The following is a 19,343-nucleotide window of genomic DNA, read 5'->3' as shown; positions in this document are numbered from 1 at the left end:
CGTGGGAGGATTTGAGTGTTTTATCGCTTCATTGCGGGTGCTCAATGCTTGAAACAGCTGGGTTTTGTTCTGGCATGAAATGACATTTGTATGTTGCTTTGCTACGCTCCCTGCCAAATTCAGGAGCGAGCGGACATGATCAAGCAATGGATGGGCCTGGCCCTGCTGTTGGGCGGTTTGTGCGGCGCGGCGCAGGCCGGCGAGGCCTTTGGCGCGCCGGGGCTGACGGCGGTGCGCGGCCCGGCGGCGAAGTCTTTCGTGGGCGTGGCGGCGGAGGGGCCGTCGCGGGTGTATTTCACTGGCTACCGCGGCGTGGTCTCCGAGGTGTTCTACCCGGCGGTGGATACTCAGGCGGCGGTGGACTTGCAATTCTTGGTGGGCGATGCCGGCGGCGGCTTCGTTGATGAGGAAAAGCAGCAGGATTACCGCGTGCAGCGGCTGCATCCGCGCAGCATGAGCTGGCAGGCGCAGACAGGTAACGCGGCCCATCACTGGCGCATCAGCAAGCGCATCTTCACCGATCCGGCGCGTGACGCGCTGATCCAGCGCGTCACCTTCAGCGCGCTGGATGGCCGCCGCGTCGGCGATTTTCGCCTCTACCTACTGTTCAAGCCTTATCTGGACAATGCCGGCGCGGGCAACAGCGCCGCCACCCTGACGCGTGTTGGCGGCGATGCGGCCTTGGCGGCCAGCCGCAATCAGCGCGCTTCGGCGCTGCTGAGCAGCCTGCCGTGGAAGACGCAGAACGGCCGCCGCATGGTGTCCAGCGGCTTTGTCGGTTTGAGCGACGGCTGGACCGATCTGTTGGGCGGCGCGGCTGACAAGCGCATGGACTGGACTTTCGATTCCGCCGGCAACGGCAATGTGGCGCAGATGGGCTGGCTGGATGCGGGCGACCCGCGCGCCACCAGCGTGTCCTTCGATGTGGTGCTGGGATTCGGCGCCAGCCAGAGGCAGGCGCTGGACACGGCCGCCGCCGCGCTGGGCGGCGATCTGGACGCGGCGCAGCGGCGCTATGACGCCGGCTGGCAGGCCTACGCCGCCGGCCTGTCCGATCAGGGCGGCAGCGCCGACGACGGCTATTACCTGGCGGCGATGACGCTGAAAACCATGCAGGACAAGGCCAGCGGCGCGATGGTGGCCGGCCTGGGCACGCCATGGGGCGCCAGCCAGGGCGATGCCAACGCCGGCGGCTACCACCTGGTGTGGCCGCGCGACCTGTTCAAGTTCGCCAACGCCCTGCTCACCGCCGGTGACCGCGCGACCGCAGCGCGCGTGACGGATTATCTGTTCAATACCTTGCAGCAGCGTCGCGACTGCGGCGCGGCGGAATACGACGCCGCCGGCTGCCCGGACGGCTTCAGCCGCAATGGCCGTTTCCCGCAAAACGCCTGGGTCAGCGGCGCGCAGTATTGGCAGGGCACCCAGATGGACGAGCAGGCCATGCCCATCCTGCTGGCCTGGCGGCAGGGACCGGCGGTGTACTCGCCGCTGTGGCCGCGCATCAAGCTGGCCGCCGACTACATCCTGAGCGCCGGGCCGTGGACCTATCAGGAGCGCTGGGAGGAGAACAGCGGCTACTCGCCGTCCACGCTGGCGGCGCAGATCGCCGGGCTGGCCGCCGCCGCCGACATCGCCCGCGCCAACGGCGATGATGCCAGCGCCGCGCGCTATCTGTCCGCGGCCGACTACTGGCAGCAGAACGTGGACGCCTGGACCTTCACCCGCAGCGGCGGCTTTGGCGACGGCCGCTATTATCTGCGCCTCAACCCGTCCGCGCGCGCCGGCGGGATGAGCCGCGCCGGCCAGGCGCCGGCGCTGGGGCCGGATACGCCGCAAACGCTGGAAGTGAAAAACGGCGGCGGCAGCCGCGACGCGCGCCGGGTGGTGGACGGCGGCTTCCTGGAACTGGTGCGCATGGGGGTGAAGCGCGCCGATGATCCGGCTGTGCTGGCCACGCTGGGCATTTACGACGCGGTGCTGGGCCAGCGGCTGGAGCTGCCCGGCGTGCCGGCTTTGCCGGTCAACGCCTGGTTCCGCTACAACTTCGACGGCTATGGCGAGCGCAACGACGGCGGCGATTTCGCCGGCAGCGGGGTGGGTCGGCTGTGGCCCATCTTCACCGCGGAGCGCGGCATCTACGAGATTGCGCGCCAGGGCGGCGGCGCGGCCGGCCAGCCGTATCTGACCGCGCTGAAACAGCTGGCCACGCCGGAGGGCATGCTGCCGGAACAGGTGTGGCCGCACAGCGCGGTGCTGCCGGACGGCTGGGCGGTGGAGACGCCGGCCGGCAACCGCGCCGGTACGCCCACGCGTTCGATCGCGCCTCTGAGCTGGGCGATGGGCGAGTACATCAGCCTGCTGGCCTCCATCCGCGCCGGCCGCGTCGTGGATTTGCCGGAAGCCGCCTGCGCGCGTTACTACGCCTGCCGCGTTGAACCCAAGGCCGGTGAGGCGGCGGTGGAGATCCAGGCCGCCGCCGATACCAGTTGGGGACAACAGCTGTATGTAACCGGCGCGGCCCGCGCATTGGGCAATTGGAACACGGACCTGGGCCTGCCGGCGGATGCGGCGGCTTACCCCTTGTGGAGAACCAGGGTCAATCTGCCGGCGGGTCAGCGGATCGAGTACAAGTACTACCGCAAGAACGCCGACGGCAGCGTGAGCTGGGAGCAGCGAGCGGGCAATCGCGTGTTGCAGGCGCCGGCTGGCGGGCTGACGCTGAACGATCAGGTGAAGTGGTGAGGCGGGTCGGGATTCAATACGCTATTGATTTATTTGGAATATTGAAAGCAAATTAAATTACTTTTTGATATTAAACATGGCTTTTATAGTGTGCTGAGTCCATCACCACTTTGAGCTTGTTTACGATCTTGCGAGCTAGGGCGAGACGAGGCGAGAGCCGCTGAGGGAGCGGAGTGTACCCAGGTACCTCAGCATTCCAAAGCGGTTCTCAACCCCGCCCCGCCGACGCGCAGCAGAGCGTGAGCCGGTTCTCAGGAGCACGCCATGTCCATATCCCGCCGTTCCCTGCTGGCGCTCAGCCTCGCCAGCCTCTCTCTCGCTGCCTTGGCGGCAAACGCCGCCGAGGCGCCCATCGTCATCGGTTATCAGACCGGAGTCGATCCATCCAAGGTGGCCCAGGCCGACGGCCTGTACGAAAAAGCCATCGGCCGACCGCTGCAGTGGCGCAAGTTCGAGAGCGGCGCGGAAGTGCTCGCCGCGCTGGCTTCCGGCGACGTGCATATCGCCGATCTGGGCTCCAGCCCGCTTAGCGCCGCCGCCACCCGTCAACTGCCGATCCAGACCTTTCTGATCGTCGCCGAGATCGGGAACTCCGAGGCGTTGGTGGCGCGCAAGGGCAGCGGCATCAAGACCCCGCAGGACCTGATTGGCAAAAAGGTGGCGGTGCCCTACGTCTCCACCACCCATTACAGCCTGCTGGCCGCGCTCAAGCACTGGAAGCTGGACCCGGCCAAGCTGTCCATCGTCAATCTGCGCCCGTCCGAGATCAGCGCCGCCTGGCAGCGCGGCGACATCGACGCCGCCTATGTCTGGGACCCGGCGCTGAGCCAGACGCTGAAAACCGGCTCGGTGCTGGTTAATTCCGAACAAGTGGGGCAATGGGGCGCGCCCACCTTCGAAGCCTGGGTGGCGCGCAAGGACTTCGCCGCCGCTCAGCCGCAGGCATTGGCCGCCTTCGCCAAGGTGACTTTGCAGGCCTTCGCCGATTACCGAGCCAAGCCGGCGGCCTGGAGCGTCGGCTCGCCGCAGGTGGCCAAGATCGCGCGGCTGACCGGGGCCGATCCGGCGCAGATTCCCGGCTTGCTGGCCGGCAGCCGCTTCCCGCTGGCGCAGGAGCAGCTGTCGCCGCGCTTGCTGGGCGGCGGCACCGCCAAGGCGCTGCGCGACACCGCCTTGTTCTTGAAGGAACAGAAGAAGGTGGAAACGGTGCTGCCGGATTATCAAGCCTATGTCGAGCCGCGCTTCGTGCGGCTGGCGCAGACGCGCTGAGCGCGAGGAGGCCGCGATGGCGAGCTTGATCGTGGAAAACGCCGGCGTCAGCTACGCCGGACCGTCCGGTCCTGTGCAAGCCTTGGACCGGGTGTCGCTGGAGCTGCGCTCCGGCGAAATCGTGGTGGCCTTGGGGCCGTCCGGCTGCGGCAAGTCCACTTTACTGGGGCTGATGGCCGGTTTCCAGACGCCCAGCCAGGGCCGGGTGCTGGCCAACGGCCGCCCCGTGCGCGGGCCGGGCGCGGATCGCGGCGTGGTGTTCCAGGACGACGCGCTGATGCCCTGGCTCAACGCCGAAGACAATGTGGCTTTTGGCCTGCGCCTGCGCGGGGTGCCGCGCGAGCAGCGGCGACTCGAGGCGCGCCGCATGTTGGGCTGGGTGGGGCTGGAGGCTTTCGCCGGCCACGCGCTCAGCCAGATGTCAGGCGGCATGCGCCAGCGTCTGGGCCTGGCGCGCGCGCTGGCGGCCGATCCCGATTTCCTGCTGCTGGACGAGCCGCTGGGCGCGCTGGACGCGTTGACCCGGGAAAAGATGCAGTCGCTGATCCTCAGCCTGTGGCAGCGCAGCGGCAAGGGCATTTTCCTGATTACCCACAGCATTGAGGAAGCGTTGTTCCTCGGCACCGAGCTTTTGGTGCTGACACCGCGCCCCGGCCGTATCGCGCTGCGGCAGAAGCTGGGTTTCGCCCATCGCTACGCCGCCGGCGAATCGGCGCGCTCGATCAAGGCCGATCCCGCTTTCATCGCCATGCGCGAGCATTTGCTGGACTGGATTTTCCGCGCGGAGGAGGCCGACCATGCCGCCGCTTGAACTGACTGAATTGGGCCCGGCCGCGCAAGCCGAGCTAAGCGCGTCGCCGCCGGCACATCCTCCCGTCCCTGGCCGCGCCGCCTGGCGCCGGCGCTGGCCCAGCGCGCTGTCGGTGGGCGGCCTGCTGTTGTTGTGGTGGGCGGCCAGCGCCGGCGGGCTGGTGTCGCCGCTATTTCTGCCCGGCCCTGCTCAGGTGGCGAAAAGGCTGGCGGATCTGGCGGTCAACGGCTTCATGGACGCCAGCCTGTGGCGTCACGCCGCCGCCAGCCTGGGCCGAGTGGGCCTGGCGCTATTGCTGGCCGCGGCCACCGCGGTGCCGCTGGGCATGTTGATGGGCCTGAGCCGACGCGCGCATGCGGCGCTGGACCCATTGATCGAGTTTTACCGGCCGGTGCCGCCCTTGGCTTATCTGCCCTTGATCGTGATCTGGTTCGGCATCGGCGAGGTCAGCAAAGTGCTGCTGATTTATCTCGCCATCTTCGCGCCGCTGGCTATCGCCACCGCCGCCGGCGTGCGCCGAGCGGACCCGGCGCGACTGCAGGCCGCGCGCTCGCTGGGCGCCAGCCGTGGTCAGCTGCTGCGGCTGGTGGTGCTGCCCAGCGCGTTGCCGGACATCCTGACCGGGCTGCGCATCGGGTTGGGCGTGGGCTGGTCCACGCTGGTGGCGGCGGAGCTGGTGGCCGCCACCCGCGGCCTGGGTTTCATGGTGCAGTCCGCCGCCCAGTTTCTGGTCACCGACGCGGTGATCGCCGGCATCCTGATCATCGCCTGGATTGCGTTGGCGCTGGAGCTGGGGCTGCGTTGGGTGGAACGGCGTTTCGCCGGCTGGGCCGCGCCTGAGCGTTTCTGATCTGATTTTCGTTTTTCTTGGTATTGAATCCGCCGCGCGCATAGGGAGCACACATTCATGAGCCTGCAACTGCAAGCCCTTAGTCCGGCCCTGGGGGCCATTGTCTCCGGCGTGGACTTGAGCGCGCCGCTGTCCGACGCCGAGCGCGACGCGATTGAAGCCGCGCTGCTGCGTCACCAGGTGCTGTTCTTCGAGAACCAGCCGCTGACGCCGCGCCAGCAGCGCGACTTCGCCGCCCGCTTCGGCGATCTGCATCTGCATCCGGTCTACCCGACGGTGGCGGAGCAGCCGGAAATCATCGTGCTGGACACCCACGTCGACAACTTGCCGGACAACGACAATTGGCACACCGACGTTACCTTCATCGCCACCCCGCCGTTGGGCGCGGTGTTGTCGGCGCGGCAGCTGCCGGACGTGGGCGGCGACACGCTGTGGAGCAGCAACAGCGCCGCTTACGAGGCCTTGTCGCCGGCCTTGCGCACATTGCTTGACGGCCTCAGCGCCGAACACAGCTTTATCCACTCTTTCCCGGAAAGCCGTTTTAAGGACACGCCGCAATACGCGCGCTGGCAACAGGCCAGCCGTGATCATCCGCCAGTAGTGCATCCGGTGGTGCGGACCCATCCCGTCACCGGCCGCAAGGGCTTGTTCGTCAACGAGGGCTTCACCACTCGGATTCTGGAACTGGCGCCGCGTGAGAGCGAGGCCTTGCTGGCCCTGCTGTTCGCCCATGCCGCGCGGCCGGAATTCACCGTGCGCTGGCGCTGGAAGGAAAACGACCTGGCGTTCTGGGACAACCGCGTCACCCAGCATTACGCGGTGGCGGATTACCTGCCGCAGCGGCGAGTGATGCACCGCGCCACCATACTGGGCGACCGGCCGCGTTGAACGCGGTCCACTCCAGTGCAAACCACCCGGCCACGGCCGGGTTTTTTCATGCCTTTGGTTTGGCGGTGTGGCGCAGCGACGCCAGGGGCCGCTTGCAAGCACTGGCTAGACTGGGTTCAGCGCAGATAAGTCGTTGCTGTTTTGGCATAAATTGCATCGACCCTGCACGTGGCGGTTAGTATGATATTCGACTTTCTGTGTTGGATGTTTTGAGAGAATAACAATGAAGATCGCAAAGAAATGCCTGGTACTCGCCATGGCCGCGGCCGCAGGGTTGAGCGGCTGCGCGACGGAAAGCTCGCGCGCGCTGACGGTGGCCCAGGTGGAAACCGCCGGCAAGCCTTACGCCGGCCCACGCTCTCCTATCGCGGTGGGCAAGTTCGATAACCGCTCTAGCTATATGCGCGGCATTTTCTCCGACGGCGTGGACCGTCTGGGCGGCCAGGCCAAGACCATTCTGATCACCCATTTGCAGCAGACCAACCGCTTCAATGTTCTGGACCGCGACAACCTGGAAGAAATGAAGCAGGAAGCCGCGTTCAGTAAGCAGGCGCAGGCGGTCAAGGGCGCCGCCTATGTGGTGACCGGCGATGTGACCGAATTCGGCCGCAAGGAAGTGGGCGACCATCAGCTATTCGGCATTCTCGGCCGCGGCAAACAGCAGATCGCTTACGCCAAGGTCAACCTCAACATTGTCAAGGTGGCCACCTCGGAAGTGGTGTACTCCACTCAGGGCGCCGGCGAGTACAGCCTGTCCAACCGGGAAATCATCGGCTTCGGGGGCACCGCCAGCTATGACTCCACGCTGAACGGCAAAGTGCTGGACCTGGCGATGCGCGAGGCGGTGAACAGGCTGACCGCGGCCATAGATTCCGGCGCCTGGCAGCCGGGCAAATAAGACCCGCTAACAAAACCCCTGACCCTGCGTTGCGCCTCCTTGTCGTACGACTTGTACTGTCTGCGTCGGCGCGCCTTGGCTCAGGTTCTCTGCGAGGTTTTGTTAACGGCTTTAAGCGTTAAGCAAGCCTCGAATGATTGCAGGACGGGCCTTGCGACCCGCCCGTGATAACTATTGCAAGATTGAACATCATGAAACACAAGATGGCGAAAACGCCGCTATGGGGGCTGGCCCTGTTGGGCGGCGCATTGTTGACCGGCTGCGCCAGCCAAAGCTCGCTGTATCAGTGGGAAAGCTACCAGCCTCAGGTCTATCAGCACTTCAAGGGCGCGGCGGCTGAAGAGCAGGTCACCGCGCTGGAGCGCGACCTGCAAAAAATCCGTTCCAGCGGCAAGACACCGCCGCCGGGTTACCATGCCCATCTGGGCATGCTGTACGCCAACCTGGGCAAGGACGATCAGATGGTTCAGCAGTTTCAGACCGAGAAGCAGCTGTTTCCGGAGTCCGCCGCCTATATGGACTTCCTGCTGAAAAAAGCCAAGAAGTGAAAGACCGCACCATGATCAAACGCATTGCCCAATGGCTGGCTTGCCTGGCCATCGCGGCGCTGGCCACCGGCTGCGCCACTCCCAAGTCCTACGACTACACCGCTTACAAGCAAAGCCGTCCTCGTTCCATTCTGGTGCTGCCGCCGTTGAACGAATCGCCGGAAGTAGCCGCCAGCCTCAGCATGCTGTCGCAAGTCACCATGCCGCTGGCCGAAGCCGGCTACTATGTGCTGCCGGTGACGCTGGTGGAAGAAACCTTCAAGCAGAACGGCATGAGCACGGCTTCGGACATCCACGGCGTGGCTCCGGCCAAACTGAAGGAAATCTTTGGCGCGGATGCGGCCCTGTACGTGACAGTGAGCAAGTACGGCACCAGCTACAGCGTAATCAGCAGCGACACCATCGTGTCCGCCAGCGCCAAGATGGTGGACCTGAAGACCGGTGCGGTGTTGTGGACCGGTTCCGCCTCCGCTTCCAACAACGAAGGCAACAACAATAACTCCGGCGGCCTGGTGGGCATTCTGGTGACCGCGGCCTTGAAACAGATCATCAACACCGCCACCGACGCCAGCCACGATGTAGCCGGCATCACCAGCCAGCGTCTATTCAGCACCGGCTATAACGGTGGTTTGCTGTATGGCCCGTACTCTCCAAAGTACGGTACCGACTGAGTCCACAATGGATAGGTAGCAGATACCCAGCCCGGCAATGCCGGGCTTTTTTGCGCCTGCGGTTTATCTTCACGTGAAATCTGAATGGCATTTTAGTTTAATGATTTTCAGGTAATATGCGTTCGCCATAAAAGTGGCCTGCATTTCGCCGGCCGCGGCCCATCACAATCAGAAGAGAAACCATCATGAAGAAACTCACGCTTGCCATGCTGCTGTCCGCCGCCTTCGCGCTGCCCAGCGCCCAAGCGCTGGCCTGGGGTCAGGAAGGCCACCGCATCACCGGTTATATCGCCCAGCAATTGCTGAGCCCTCAAGCCAAGGCCGCGGTCAATCAATTGATCCCCAACGCGGACTTCGCCCAGCTGGCCCTGTACATGGACCAGCACAAGCAGGAATTGAAGCAGCAACTGCCGGGTTCTGATCAATGGCATTACAACGACGAGCCGGTATGCGACGGGGTGGAAGAGGACGACTGCCCCAGCGGCAACTGCGCGTCCAACCAGATTGCGCGCTACAGCAAGGTGCTGGCCGACAAGAGTGCGAGCAAGTCCGCCCGCGCTCAGGCGCTGACCTTCCTGCTTCATATGATCGGCGACATTCACCAGCCGTTGCACGCGGCCGACAACCACGACCGCGGCGGCAACGACGTCCGCGTGCGCCTGGCCGGCAGCAGCAAGATCAGCAATTTGCATTCGGTGTGGGACACCGCGCTGGTGCAGCAAGCGCTGAACGGCGCCAACGAGCAGAGCTGGGCGGCGCAGGACCTCAAGTACTACGCGCGCAACATCGCCGGCTGGCAGAGCGGGCAGGTCAATGACTGGATCAAGGAATCCAACCAGTACGCGCGCAGCGAGGTGTACGGCCCGCTGTCCAACTTCAGCTGCGGCAGCGCGCCCAGCGACGTGGCCTACCTGGACCGCACCTACCAGACCGCCGGCGCTCAGTTGGTCAAACAGCAACTGGCCAAGGCCGGCGCGCGCATCGCCATGGTGATCAACCAGGCGTTGCAGTAAAACGGCGCGTCCGCGCTAGAATGGCGGCTCCGTCGTCACCGGAGCCGCCATGTCCATTCACGAGCTCAGCCTCAAGGGTTTTCGATCCATCCGCCAACTGCGGTTGGTACTGGAGCCCCTCAATGTCGTCGTCGGTCCCAACGGTTGCGGCAAATCCAATCTCTACAAAGCGGTACGCCTGCTGCACGAGGCTGCTTGCGGTCGCCTGTCCGCGGCGCTGGCGGAAGAAGGCGGCATTCAGAAGGCGATGTGGGCCGGCGGCCTGCGCCGTGGGGACCGCAAGGGCGAGCCCAAGCGCATGACGCTGGCGGCGCGGCTGGCCGATTACGACTACGAATTGCAGCTGGGTTACCCCGAGCCCAGCCTCAGCCTGTTCTCGCTGGACCCGCTGGTGAAGGAGGAGACGCTGTGGCTGGCCGGCCAGGGCCGCCGCCCTTCGGCCCAAGTGCTGGAGCGGCGCAATCAAAGCGCCTTTCTTACCAGCGTGGACGGGGTCAGGACGACCTATCCATTGGGCCTGCAGGCCGAGGAGTCGGTGTTTGGCCAGTTGTCGGAGCCGCATCTCTATCCCGAAGTATCGCAAGTGCGCGAGACGTTGCGGCGCTGGCGCTTCTATCATGAGTTCGCGGTGTGGCCCGGCTCGCCGCCGCGCGCGCCGCAGGTGGGCATCCGCTCGCCGGTGCTGGCGCACGACGGCGGCAACCTGGCGTCGGCCTTCCAGACCATCGTGGAGATCGGCGACGTCGAGCTGTTGCGCAGCGTGCTGGCCGACGCCTTTCCGGACAGCCGCTTCCAGGTGGAGGCGCTGCATGGCCGTTTCCAGATGCTGATGCAGCGCGACGGCATTCTGCGGCCGCTGGAGGCGGCCGAATTGTCCGACGGCACCCTGCGTTTCCTATGCCTGGCGGTGGCCTTGCTCAGCCCGCGCCCGCCGGCGTTCATGGCCTTGAACGAACCGGAAAACAGCCTGCACCCGGACTTGCTGCCGGCGCTGGCGCGGCTGATCGCGGAGGCGGGCCGCCACAGCCAGCTGTGGGTGACCAGCCATTCGCCGCGGCTGGCGGAGCTGATCGCGCGTCACCGGCCGCTGCGCCGTTTCACGCTGACGCAGCGCGACGGCGAGACGGTGCTGGCGGACGAGGATTGAGTTGCGGCTGAGATGTGTTTCTGCTTATACGCCGACTGCGAAAAAGCCCAAGCATCCGCTTGGGCTTTTTCATGGCTCAGACCACTCGCTCAGACCGGTTGCAGAAACAGCGCTTGCTCCGCCGCGCGGCGGCGGGTGAGGCCAGGCAAGACCTTGCCGCCGGCCTTGTTCCAGCGAGGGAACTGGGCGGCCGCGCCGGCGTAGTCGCGCTGATTGAGCAGGCGCAGCAGCGTGGAGTTCTGCAGCGAGCCCAGGCCCAGGTTGTAGCTGAAGCTGACCAGCGCGTCGAACTGGTTCTGATTCAGCGGTACCTGAACCAACCGGGTGACGCCGGTTTCAAAGCGGCTCAGGTCGCGCGCCAGCAGCGCGTCGGCCTGGGCCTGGGTGATGACCAGGCCCGGCGTCACGTCCGGACCGGTATGGCCGTAGCCTATGGTCCAGACGCCCACCGCGTCCTGGTAAGCCTTGAGGCGCAGGCCTTCGAATTGCTGGATCAGTTTGATGCCGTTGGCGCTGATATTCATGTCGGGCTCCTGGGAAGGGCCCCCGGCGGACGCGGAGAGACGCTCGAAAGAATCTGAGGCGGGAGGAGAAGCGGGCGGGGGCGAGGCCGGCCGCGCGGGGCGGTCCGGGTGCGTCGTCCCCATTATGCTCAGGGCCCGGAAACGGGCCGAGGCGACGGGTGTCAGTGGCAATGATGCCGCAACCCGCGAATCATTAAAGCCTTTGAACTGGCGACTAGTAAACGAAGCGCTCGCGCAGGTCTTCCAGGTTCAACTCTTTCAGAATCGCCTCCTGGCGTTCGCGCGCGCTGTTTTTGCGCTGGCCGGTGTACTTGGCGATGATCAACTCGTTCTTCATCGAGTGCTCCCAGCCCACCAGTTCGGTGACGGTGAGTTGATAGCCGCGCGCTTCCAACTGCAGGCAGCGCAGCACATTCGTCAGATGGCTGCCGAACTCGCGGGTATGGATGGGGTGGCGCCATATTTCGGACAGCGGAGTCAGGCCGAAGCTCTGGTTTTTCTTCTGACGCAGCACGCCGGCCACTTCCGCCTGGCAGCAAGGCACCAGCACGATGTAGCGTGCGTTCTTGGCCAGCGCGAAGCGGATGGCGTCGTCGGTGGCGGTGTTGCAGGCATGCAGCGCGGTGATGATGTCCACCTGCTCCGGCAGTTGGTCCGAGGTGATCGACTGCTCCACGCTCAGGTTCAAAAAGCCCATGCGCTCGAAGCCCAGGCGGGCGGCCAGTTCCTGCGAGCGGCTGACTAGTTCCGGCCGGGTTTCGATGCCGTAGACGCTGCCGGCGGCTTTGTCCTTCAGGAACAGGTCGTAAAGGATGAAGCCCAGATAGGATTTGCCGGCGCCGTGGTCGGCCAGGCTCATCTCGCCTTTTTCCGCCAGCACGTCGGCCATCAGCGGTTCGATGAACTGGTACAGGTGGTACACCTGCTTCAGCTTGCGGCGGGTGTCCTGGTTGATCTTGCCATCGCGGGTCAGGATGTGCAGCTCTTTGAGCAGTTCCAGCGATTGCTGCGGTTTGATCTCGGGAATCAGGCTCATGGCGGCCTCCTGCGGAAAACGAATCGCCGGATTTTAGTCCAATTCGCGCCAGCGCGCTTGGGAGCTGTTTCTGATCCTTCCGGTTCGGAACCATTGCCCAATGCCTTGAATCCGCTGCGCGGATGATGATTTAGGGCCGGTTCCGCCGTGACCAAGCGAGGCAAACGCAGCGTCGCGAGGGAATAAAACGGAAAGGGAAATTTGCGCGGCCAAATTCCCCTATCACTGAGCGAATCAAAGATTCGCACGTAGTCCCCCAAAGGCCGCCCAGCAAGCCTGGCCTGCGGCTTCCCGCTGGGTTCCGTCAGGTGCCGAGGCGCGACTGAACTCGCGATTTGCTAGCGTCAAATCGCTCAAACAGGGCCGCCGCTTAAGACCTCGGGCCTGCCACCCGTCGGCAGGCTTGAAGGGGGGGGGCGCGTCGAATACGCGGTTTCCTGCCTAGCTAGCAAGGTTTCAAAGTGCTGAAAAAGAATTGTGAACAGGTTCTCAGGCTGAACCCGCGCCGGCCGGTTGCGCGCTTATCCGCTCCAGCCAGCACAGCATGTCCTGCTCCACTTCCACCCGGTTGGTTTCGTTCAGCATTTCGTGGCGGCCGCCGGGGTAGACCGTGGTCCGCACGTCGAGCAGGCCGGCTTCGCGGTAGCGGATTTCCAACTGGCCCAAGCCCAGTTTGCCTAGGCTGACCGGATCGCGGCTGCCTGCCAGCAGCCAGACCGGACAGCGGCGCGGCAGGCTGTCGCCGCTCGCCTCGCCACGCTCCATGGCGATGATGCCGCCGAACAAATCTATCCACAGGCCGGGGCAGGGGTCGAAGCCGCACAGCGGGTCCGCCAGGTATTTATCCACTTCCGCCGGGTCGCGGCTCAGCCAGTCCATGCTGGTGCGGGCGGGCAGGAAGCCCAGGTTGAAGCTGCCGAAAATCAGCCGCGCCAGCAGCCGGCTTGGCCGTTCCGGGCTGCCGCAGCGGGCCACCAGCCGCGCCAGGCCGCGCAGCAGCCAGGCCAGCGGCCGCTGGCGGTAGCCGGTGGCGGACAGCGCCAGTCCGGACAGCGCCGCGCCGTGGCGCAGGAAATAAGCGCGGGCGATGAAGGAGCCCATGCTGTGGCCGAACAGCGCCACTGGCAGGCTGGGGTGGCGCTCCGCCGCGTGGCGGCGCAGGGTCTCCACGTCGGCCACCACCTTATCCCAGCCGTTCTCGGCGGCGAAATAGCCGCGCATCCGCGGCGCGGCGCCGTGGCCGCGGTGGTCGTGAGCGTAGACCGCGTAGCCGGCGGCGGTCAGCGTTTGGGCGAAGCGGTGGTAGCGCACCGCGTATTCGCTCATGCCGTGGGAGATCAGCACCACGGCGCGGGGCGCGCCGTCCGGCAGCCAGCAGGCGGCGTGCAGGGTTTCTCCGTCGTCGGCGTTCAGGTGGAAGGTTTGCATGGCGGTGAGCCCTTTTATGGCCTGTTTTGACTACGCCGCGGCATCAGGGTTGCGGTGGAGCGGCGGCTTCACAGCAGAACATGGGGCGACGATGCTGGCAAGCGCTATCCAAATGTCCTTGCGTTTGCGTCGCCATCGAGAGGTTGATGCTGGATCACGCCGAAAAGGCGCAAGTGCGCGGCAAGGGGTTGTGGGCCTTGCTGGAGACTTTGCCATGGTGCTTGCAGGAGGCGTGGAAAGGCTGGAAACCATCACGTCATGAGCCCGCCGGCTTGGCGGGGAGGTGGTGGACAATCTTTCAGGCCAGCATGTGTTCCGGGTCGAAGTCCGGGTTGAGCCGCGAGGTCAGCACGTGGTCGCGCCAGCCGCCGTTCAGATAGAGGTAGTTCTTGGCGTGGCCTTCTATCTCGAAGCCCAGGCGTTTGAGCAGGCCGGCGCTGCGCAGATTATGCGGCTGGTAGTTGGCTTGGATCCGGTGCAGCCTGAGGGTGTCGAAGGCGCAGCGTATCACCGCTTCCAGCGCTTCGCGCATCAGGCCCTGGCCTTGGCAGTGCTGGTCCAGGCCGTAGCCCAGGTGGCAGGATTGGAAAGCGCCGCGGCTGATGTTGCTGAGGCCGACGCTGCCGATCACCCGCTCCGGCTCGGCGTGCAGCGCCAGCAGGAAGCGGCCGCCGCGGCCTTCTTCCCAGTCGCGTACGCGCTGGCGCAGCTGCATGGTCCAGTACAGCTCGGTGAAGAACATGTCGCCGGGCTTCGGGTCCCAGGGCTCGAAGTGCTGGCGGTTGCGGACGTGGAAATCGAGCATTGCGCGCGCCAGCGCGGGCTGCGCCGGCAAGAGCAGCAGGCGCGGCGTGCTGAGGGTGGGTTGGACGATGGGCATGCGGGTCAGGCGTTGGCGGGGAAGGCGATCTCGGCCGCCGCGCGCAGCAGGATGGGCACGCCGAAACTGCCCAGCTTGGGCAGAGTGGCGTTTTCATGGGCGCGGATCTGGGCGGCGCTGGCGTGGTCCTTATCGTGGGTGGTGTGCGCGTCGCTGACCAGGATGATGGCGTAGCCGTGGGCCGCCGCGCTGCGGGTGGTGGTGTCGATGCAGAATTCACTGGCGTAGCCTGCGATGACCAATTGGCCGACGCCCCATTGTTGCAGCTGCTCATGCAGGCCGGTGCGCAGGAAGGAATCCGGCGTGGTCTTGCGCAGGTAGTGGTCGTCCGGCTGCGCGTCCAGGCCGCGGGCCAGCCGCCATTCCGCCGAGCCGTGGGTCAACGGCGCGCTGGCGCGTTCATGCTGAACCCAGACCACCGGCGTTCCGGCCGCGCGCGCGGCGGTGGCCAGTTGATTGAGGCGGGCGATGACGGCGTCGGCCTGGTCGGCGCGCGGTTCGTGGTCGAACATGCCGCTTTGCACGTCGATGATCAGCAGGGCGGTTTTCATCGGGGTTTCCTGTCGCGGGATTGAGTCGCCAATGTCATATGAAACGCGGCAAAAAGCAAGCCCCGCTAGGGCGGGGCTTGGGTGGGAACTTGGAATCTGTTTACGATCTCGCGAGCTAAGGCGAGACAAGGCGAAAACGAGCGAAAAAGCGGAATGTACGAGTGGTACATGAGCATTTTGAGCTCATTTTTAACGCGGTATCGCTGAAGCGCAGCAGATCGTAAGCAGGTTCTCAGGCGGTCAGCCTGTCCAGCGCTTCTCTATACTTGGCCGCGGTCTTCTCGCGCACTTCCAGCGGCACCGCCGGCGCCGGCGCCTGCTTGTCCCAGCCGGAGGCTTCCAGCCAGTCGCGGACGAACTGCTTGTCGAAGGACGGCGGGTTGCCGCCCGGCGCGTAGCTGTCCGCCGGCCAGAAGCGGCTGGAGTCCGGGGTCAGCGCTTCATCCATCAGCGTCAGCACGCCGTTTTCGTCCAGGCCGAACTCGAACTTGGTGTCGCAGATGATGATGCCGCGGCTGGCGGCGAATTCGGCGGCGGCGCGGTAGAGCTTGATGGCGGTGTCGCGCACCTGGGCGGCCAGCTCGGCGCCGACGATTTCCTCGCAGCGCTGGTAGCTGATGTTTTCGTCGTGATCGCCCACCGCCGCCTTGGTGGACGGGGTGAAGATGGGTTCGGGCAGCTTGTCCGCCTCGCGCAGGCCGGCCGGCAGCGCCAGGCCGCAGACGGTACCGCTTTGGCGGTACTCCTTCCAGCCGGAGCCGGCCAGGTAGCCGCGCACCACGGCTTCGATCGGCACCGGCTTCAGGCGCTTGGCCACCACGGCGCGGCCGGCCACTTGCGGCAGATCGGCGGCGGAGACTACGTCTTCCGGCGCGTCGCCGGTCAGGTGGCAGGGCACCAGGTCTTTGAGCTTGTTGAACCAGAAGTTGGAGATGGCGGTGAGAATCTGGCCCTTGCCGGGAATGGGGTCGTCCAGGATCACGTCGAAGGCGGACAGCCGGTCGGTGGCGATCATCAGCATGCGCTGGTCGTCGATCTCGTACAGGTCGCGGACCTTGCCGGAGTAGATTTTCTTCAAGCTGGTCAGTTGGGTGGTGTTGAGTCCGGTCATCGGAAATCCTCGGTGGAACGGGCAATGTGTTTCAACGCTTCGCGCCGGCTGAGCCCGGATAGCGGCGTGGCCGCTACAAAGGCGCGCACGGCGTTGGCGTCGGTGTAAGCGTATTCGCGTAAGGCCCAACCTATGGCCTTGCGGATGAAGAATTCGGCGTCGCCGGCATTCGCGGCGCAGTAGCGGAACAGGCGTTCGGCGTCGGTGTCGGCTTTCCAGCGCAGCTGGTGCAGGATGGCGACGCGGCGCAGCCAGAAGTCGGCATCGCCGCTGAGGGCGTCCATGTCGCGCTGCAAATCCCGGTGCTGGCGCGTGAGCGCGCCGACCACCCAGGCGGCCAAGCCGTCCACGCAGTCCCACCAGGGCTTGGCGGCGGCGAGGGCCAGCAGCCGCGGCAGGCTGGCGGCCGGCAGTTCCTCGGCGCGCGCGGTCAGCAGGTCCACCGCCGCGTATTGGAATTCGCGTTCCGGTTGCCGCCACAGTTGCTCGGCCAGGTCCAGGCAGTATTCCGCGGAGCGGCTCTTGAGCGCGCGGATCCAGGGCGTGGATACTTTTCGGCGCGCCGGCGTGGGCACGCCGAGAAAGTCGAACCGCTCGCGCATATAGGCGCGCATCGGCGCGGCCTGCTCCGGGACGGCGGCGGCGCTGAGTTCAGCGCGCAGCGCGGCGATGTCGGCGTTCACGCCGGGGCCTCGTCGAAAAAGCGCATGCCGGCGTAAGGCCGGGCGCGGCAGGCGGCCAGCCGTGAGGCCAGCGTGCCGACATGCAGTTCCAGTTGATGGCCGTCCGGGTCCAGGAAGTAGAGCGAGTCGCCCTCGCTGCGGTTGTCCCGCCATTGGCGGACGCCGGCGGCGGCCAGGCGTTCGCGCCAGGCCGGGAAGTCGGTGGCGTCGACGCCGAAGGCGTAATGGGTGTAGCCGGCGGGCGGCACGGCGTCGGGGTCCAAGGACAGGCACAGCCACAGGCCGTCCAGGCTCAGATAGCCGCCGCTGTCCCAGCGCGCGTGGGGCTGGCAGCCCAGGATGCCGGCGTAGAAATCCCAGGCGCGCTCCAGATCTCGCACCGCCAGGGTCAGGTGATTCAGTCCGTTCAGTGTCATGGCGGAAAAATGGCGAAGTTCTGTAAGAACCTGTTCAAAGTTTAGCGAGCTAGAGCGAGACAAGGCGAAAACGGCTGAAGAAGCGGAATGTACATGTGGTACATGAGCATTCTGAAGTCGTTTTCAACGCAGTATCGCCGACGCGCAGCAGACATTGAACGGGCTCTTAGGCTTCGCCATGCGCTTACAAGGTGTCCTTCAAGGCCCGGGCCTGGTCCAAGGCTTCGTCGGCGGTGGCCGCCATCACATTGAAGTGGCCCATCTTGCGGCCGGGGCGCGCGCTTTTCTTGCCATACAGATGCAGTTGGGCGTTGGGCGCTTCCGCCAGCACGTCCCAATTGGGCTGGCCGCCGTTGTCCTTCCACACGTCGCCCAGCAGGTTGACCATCACCACCGGGCTGAGCAGGTCGGTGCGGCCCGGCAGCAGGCCGCACATTGCGCGCACCTGTTGCTGGAACTGGTCGGTGAGGCAGGCGGTGAGCGTGTAGTGTCCGGAGTTGTGCGGCCGCGGCGCGATCTCGTTGACCACCAGGCTGTCGTCGGCCAGCACGAAGAACTCCACCGCCAGCACGCCGACGTAGTCCAGCGCCTCGGCCAGCTTGAGCGCCATGCTTTGGGCTTCGGCCGCCAGCGCCGGCTTGATGCGCGCCGGCACGATGGATTCGTCCAGGATGCCGCCGACGTGGATATTCTCCGCCACCGGGAACACCGCGCACTGGGTGGCGCTGACTCGGGTGACGATGGCGGACACTTCCAGCTGCAGGTCCAGCATCTTTTCCAGCACGCAGGCTTGACCGCCCAGATTAGCGTAGGCGGCGCGCGCTTCTTCCGCGGTGCCGACCCGCACCTGGCCCTTGCCGTCATAGCCCAGGCGGGCGGTTTTCAGGATGCCGGGCAGGTAGGGCGCGAGCTCAACCTGAATGTCTTCCACGCTCTGGATGGCCAGATAGGGAGCGGTGGGCAAGCCGGCCTTGCGGATCCAGCCTTTCTCCGCAATGCGGTCCTGAGCGATGGCGACGCAGTCGCCGGATGGCGACACGCGGGTGGTCTTGGCCAAGACGCGCATGGCGTCGGCGTTGACGTTTTCGAATTCGGTGGTGACGGCGGCGCAGCTCCTGGCCAGATCTTCCAGCGCGGCCGGGTCGTTGAACGGCGCGCACAGGTGACGGTCGGCGAAATCCGCCGCCGGCGCGGCTTCGTCCGGGTCCAGCACGGTGACGCGGTAGCCCATGGTTTTGGCGGCCACGGCGAACATGCGGCCCAATTGGCCGCCGCCCAGGATGCCCAGCATTGCCGGGGGCAGGATGGCGGACATTATTCGATCTCCGGCAAGGTCATCGCCAGCACGGTCTGTTCCTGCTGGCGACGGAAGGCGATCAGCTGTTCCGCCAGTTCCGGGCGGGTGGCGGCCAGCATGGCCACGGCGAACAGCGCGGCGTTGGCGGCGCCGGCCTCGCCGATGGCGAAGGTGGCCACCGGGATGCCCTTGGGCATTTGCACGATGGAGAGCAGTGAATCCTCGCCGCGCAGGTATTTGGACGGCACCGGCACGCCCAGCACCGGCAGATGGGTCTTGGCGGCCAGCATGCCCGGCAGGTGGGCGGCGCCGCCGGCTCCGGCGATGATGGCCTTCAGGCCGCGCTCGGCAGCGGTTTCTGCGTATTGGAACAGCAGGTCGGGAGTACGGTGGGCGGAGACGACGCGGGTTTCACAGGCGATGCCGAAGTCCTTGAGCACGCGGGCGGCGTTCTGCATGACTTCCCAATCGCTGTTGCTACCCATCACGATGCCGACTTCAATCATGGCGGAGAAGCTCGCTGGTTGAGGCTAAAGGCGTGATTTTACCCGATTGGGGCCTGCTGCCGTTATGGTTT

At 65.5% G+C, this 19,343-nt stretch carries 20 protein-coding genes; 10 read left to right on the top strand and 10 right to left on the bottom strand.

Going from position 1 to position 19,343, the window contains the following annotated elements:
- Positions 1-135: 135 nt before the first annotated feature.
- From DXT74_RS02190 to DXT74_RS02145, 10 genes are all read left to right on the top strand, one after another.
- Positions 136-2,745: a glycoside hydrolase family 15 protein gene (locus tag DXT74_RS02190; protein ID WP_194427205.1), complete on the top strand. Its 2,610-nt coding sequence runs from the start codon at positions 136-138 to the stop codon at positions 2,743-2,745.
- Positions 2,746-3,009: 264 nt separating this feature from the next.
- Positions 3,010-4,014, top strand: coding sequence for a taurine ABC transporter substrate-binding protein (gene tauA, locus DXT74_RS02185; RefSeq protein WP_114152888.1), 1,005 nt, complete (start codon positions 3,010-3,012; stop codon positions 4,012-4,014).
- Positions 4,015-4,030: 16 nt separating this feature from the next.
- Positions 4,031-4,825: a taurine ABC transporter ATP-binding protein gene (locus DXT74_RS02180; protein ID WP_194427204.1), complete on the top strand. Its 795-nt coding sequence runs from the start codon at positions 4,031-4,033 to the stop codon at positions 4,823-4,825.
- Positions 4,812-5,675 carry a taurine ABC transporter permease TauC gene (gene tauC / locus DXT74_RS02175; protein ID WP_194427203.1) on the top strand — a complete coding sequence of 288 codons (864 nt, stop codon included), beginning with the start codon at positions 4,812-4,814 and terminating at the stop codon, positions 5,673-5,675. Before DXT74_RS02180 ends, tauC begins: the two co-directional genes overlap by 14 nt.
- 57 nt (positions 5,676-5,732) lie before the next feature.
- Entirely contained in the window at positions 5,733-6,563 is an 831-nt protein-coding gene (tauD, locus tag DXT74_RS02170) for a taurine dioxygenase (RefSeq protein WP_194427202.1), read from the top strand.
- 223 nt (positions 6,564-6,786) lie between these two features.
- The gene (locus DXT74_RS02165; RefSeq protein ID WP_043642407.1) at positions 6,787-7,461 is read left to right on the top strand and encodes a CsgG/HfaB family protein; all 675 of its coding nucleotides are present in this window, start codon (positions 6,787-6,789) and stop codon (positions 7,459-7,461) included.
- A gap of 191 nt (positions 7,462-7,652) precedes the next feature.
- Positions 7,653-8,009 carry a DUF4810 domain-containing protein gene (locus DXT74_RS02160; RefSeq protein WP_194427201.1) on the top strand — a complete coding sequence of 119 codons (357 nt, stop codon included), beginning with the start codon at positions 7,653-7,655 and terminating at the stop codon, positions 8,007-8,009.
- A gap of 11 nt (positions 8,010-8,020) precedes the next feature.
- Positions 8,021-8,680 (top strand): DUF799 domain-containing protein, encoded by a 660-nt coding sequence (locus DXT74_RS02155; RefSeq protein ID WP_043642468.1) that lies wholly within the window; start codon positions 8,021-8,023, stop codon positions 8,678-8,680.
- A gap of 185 nt (positions 8,681-8,865) precedes the next feature.
- Entirely contained in the window at positions 8,866-9,693 is an 828-nt protein-coding gene (locus DXT74_RS02150) for a S1/P1 nuclease (protein WP_194427200.1), read from the top strand.
- A 49-nt stretch (positions 9,694-9,742) separates the two neighbouring features.
- A complete protein-coding gene (locus DXT74_RS02145) occupies positions 9,743-10,840 on the top strand; it encodes an AAA family ATPase (RefSeq protein ID WP_043642402.1) in 1,098 nt (365 codons plus the stop codon).
- Positions 10,841-10,929: 89 nt separating this feature from the next.
- Here DXT74_RS02145 and DXT74_RS02140 read toward each other — a convergent pair whose 3' ends face one another.
- The 10 genes from DXT74_RS02140 to purE all read right to left on the bottom strand — a co-directional run bounded on the left by DXT74_RS02140 (position 10,930) and on the right by purE (position 19,272).
- Positions 10,930-11,364, bottom strand: coding sequence for a lysozyme (locus DXT74_RS02140; RefSeq protein WP_043642398.1), 435 nt, complete (start codon positions 11,362-11,364; stop codon positions 10,930-10,932).
- Between the two features lie 214 nt (positions 11,365-11,578).
- Positions 11,579-12,400 (bottom strand): SAM-dependent methyltransferase, encoded by an 822-nt coding sequence (locus DXT74_RS02135; RefSeq protein ID WP_043642396.1) that lies wholly within the window; start codon positions 12,398-12,400, stop codon positions 11,579-11,581.
- Positions 12,401-12,889: 489 nt separating this feature from the next.
- On the bottom strand, positions 12,890-13,828 hold the full coding sequence (locus DXT74_RS02130) for an alpha/beta hydrolase (RefSeq protein ID WP_194427199.1): 939 nt from the start codon (positions 13,826-13,828) through the stop codon (positions 12,890-12,892).
- Positions 13,829-14,126: 298 nt separating this feature from the next.
- Complete coding sequence (locus tag DXT74_RS02125; protein WP_043642391.1) at positions 14,127-14,708, bottom strand: GNAT family N-acetyltransferase; 582 nt, start codon at positions 14,706-14,708, stop codon at positions 14,127-14,129.
- Between the two features lie 5 nt (positions 14,709-14,713).
- Positions 14,714-15,259, bottom strand: coding sequence for a cysteine hydrolase family protein (locus DXT74_RS02120; protein ID WP_194427198.1), 546 nt, complete (start codon positions 15,257-15,259; stop codon positions 14,714-14,716).
- Positions 15,260-15,491: 232 nt separating this feature from the next.
- Positions 15,492-16,370 (bottom strand): phosphoribosylaminoimidazolesuccinocarboxamide synthase, encoded by an 879-nt coding sequence (locus tag DXT74_RS02115; protein WP_194427197.1) that lies wholly within the window; start codon positions 16,368-16,370, stop codon positions 15,492-15,494.
- Positions 16,367-17,053, bottom strand: coding sequence for a DNA alkylation repair protein (locus DXT74_RS02110; protein ID WP_194427196.1), 687 nt, complete (start codon positions 17,051-17,053; stop codon positions 16,367-16,369). The genes DXT74_RS02115 and DXT74_RS02110 overlap by 4 nt, the downstream gene beginning before the upstream one ends.
- Entirely contained in the window at positions 17,050-17,469 is a 420-nt protein-coding gene (locus DXT74_RS02105; protein WP_194427195.1) for a fosfomycin resistance glutathione transferase, read from the bottom strand. Before DXT74_RS02105 ends, DXT74_RS02110 begins: the two co-directional genes overlap by 4 nt.
- Positions 17,470-17,653: 184 nt before the next feature.
- A complete protein-coding gene (locus DXT74_RS02100; protein ID WP_043642382.1) occupies positions 17,654-18,784 on the bottom strand; it encodes a 5-(carboxyamino)imidazole ribonucleotide synthase in 1,131 nt (376 codons plus the stop codon).
- On the bottom strand, positions 18,784-19,272 hold the full coding sequence (gene purE, locus DXT74_RS02095) for a 5-(carboxyamino)imidazole ribonucleotide mutase (RefSeq protein ID WP_043642380.1): 489 nt from the start codon (positions 19,270-19,272) through the stop codon (positions 18,784-18,786). The genes DXT74_RS02100 and purE overlap by 1 nt, the downstream gene beginning before the upstream one ends.
- Between the last annotated feature and the right edge of the window lie 71 nt (positions 19,273-19,343).

Source organism: Chromobacterium sp. Rain0013, from assembly GCF_015291765.1.
Classification (GTDB): Bacteria; Pseudomonadota; Gammaproteobacteria; order Burkholderiales; family Chromobacteriaceae; genus Chromobacterium; species Chromobacterium haemolyticum.
Note: the sequence above shows the minus strand (reverse complement) of the source record. Positions and strands in the feature narration are given on the sequence as shown.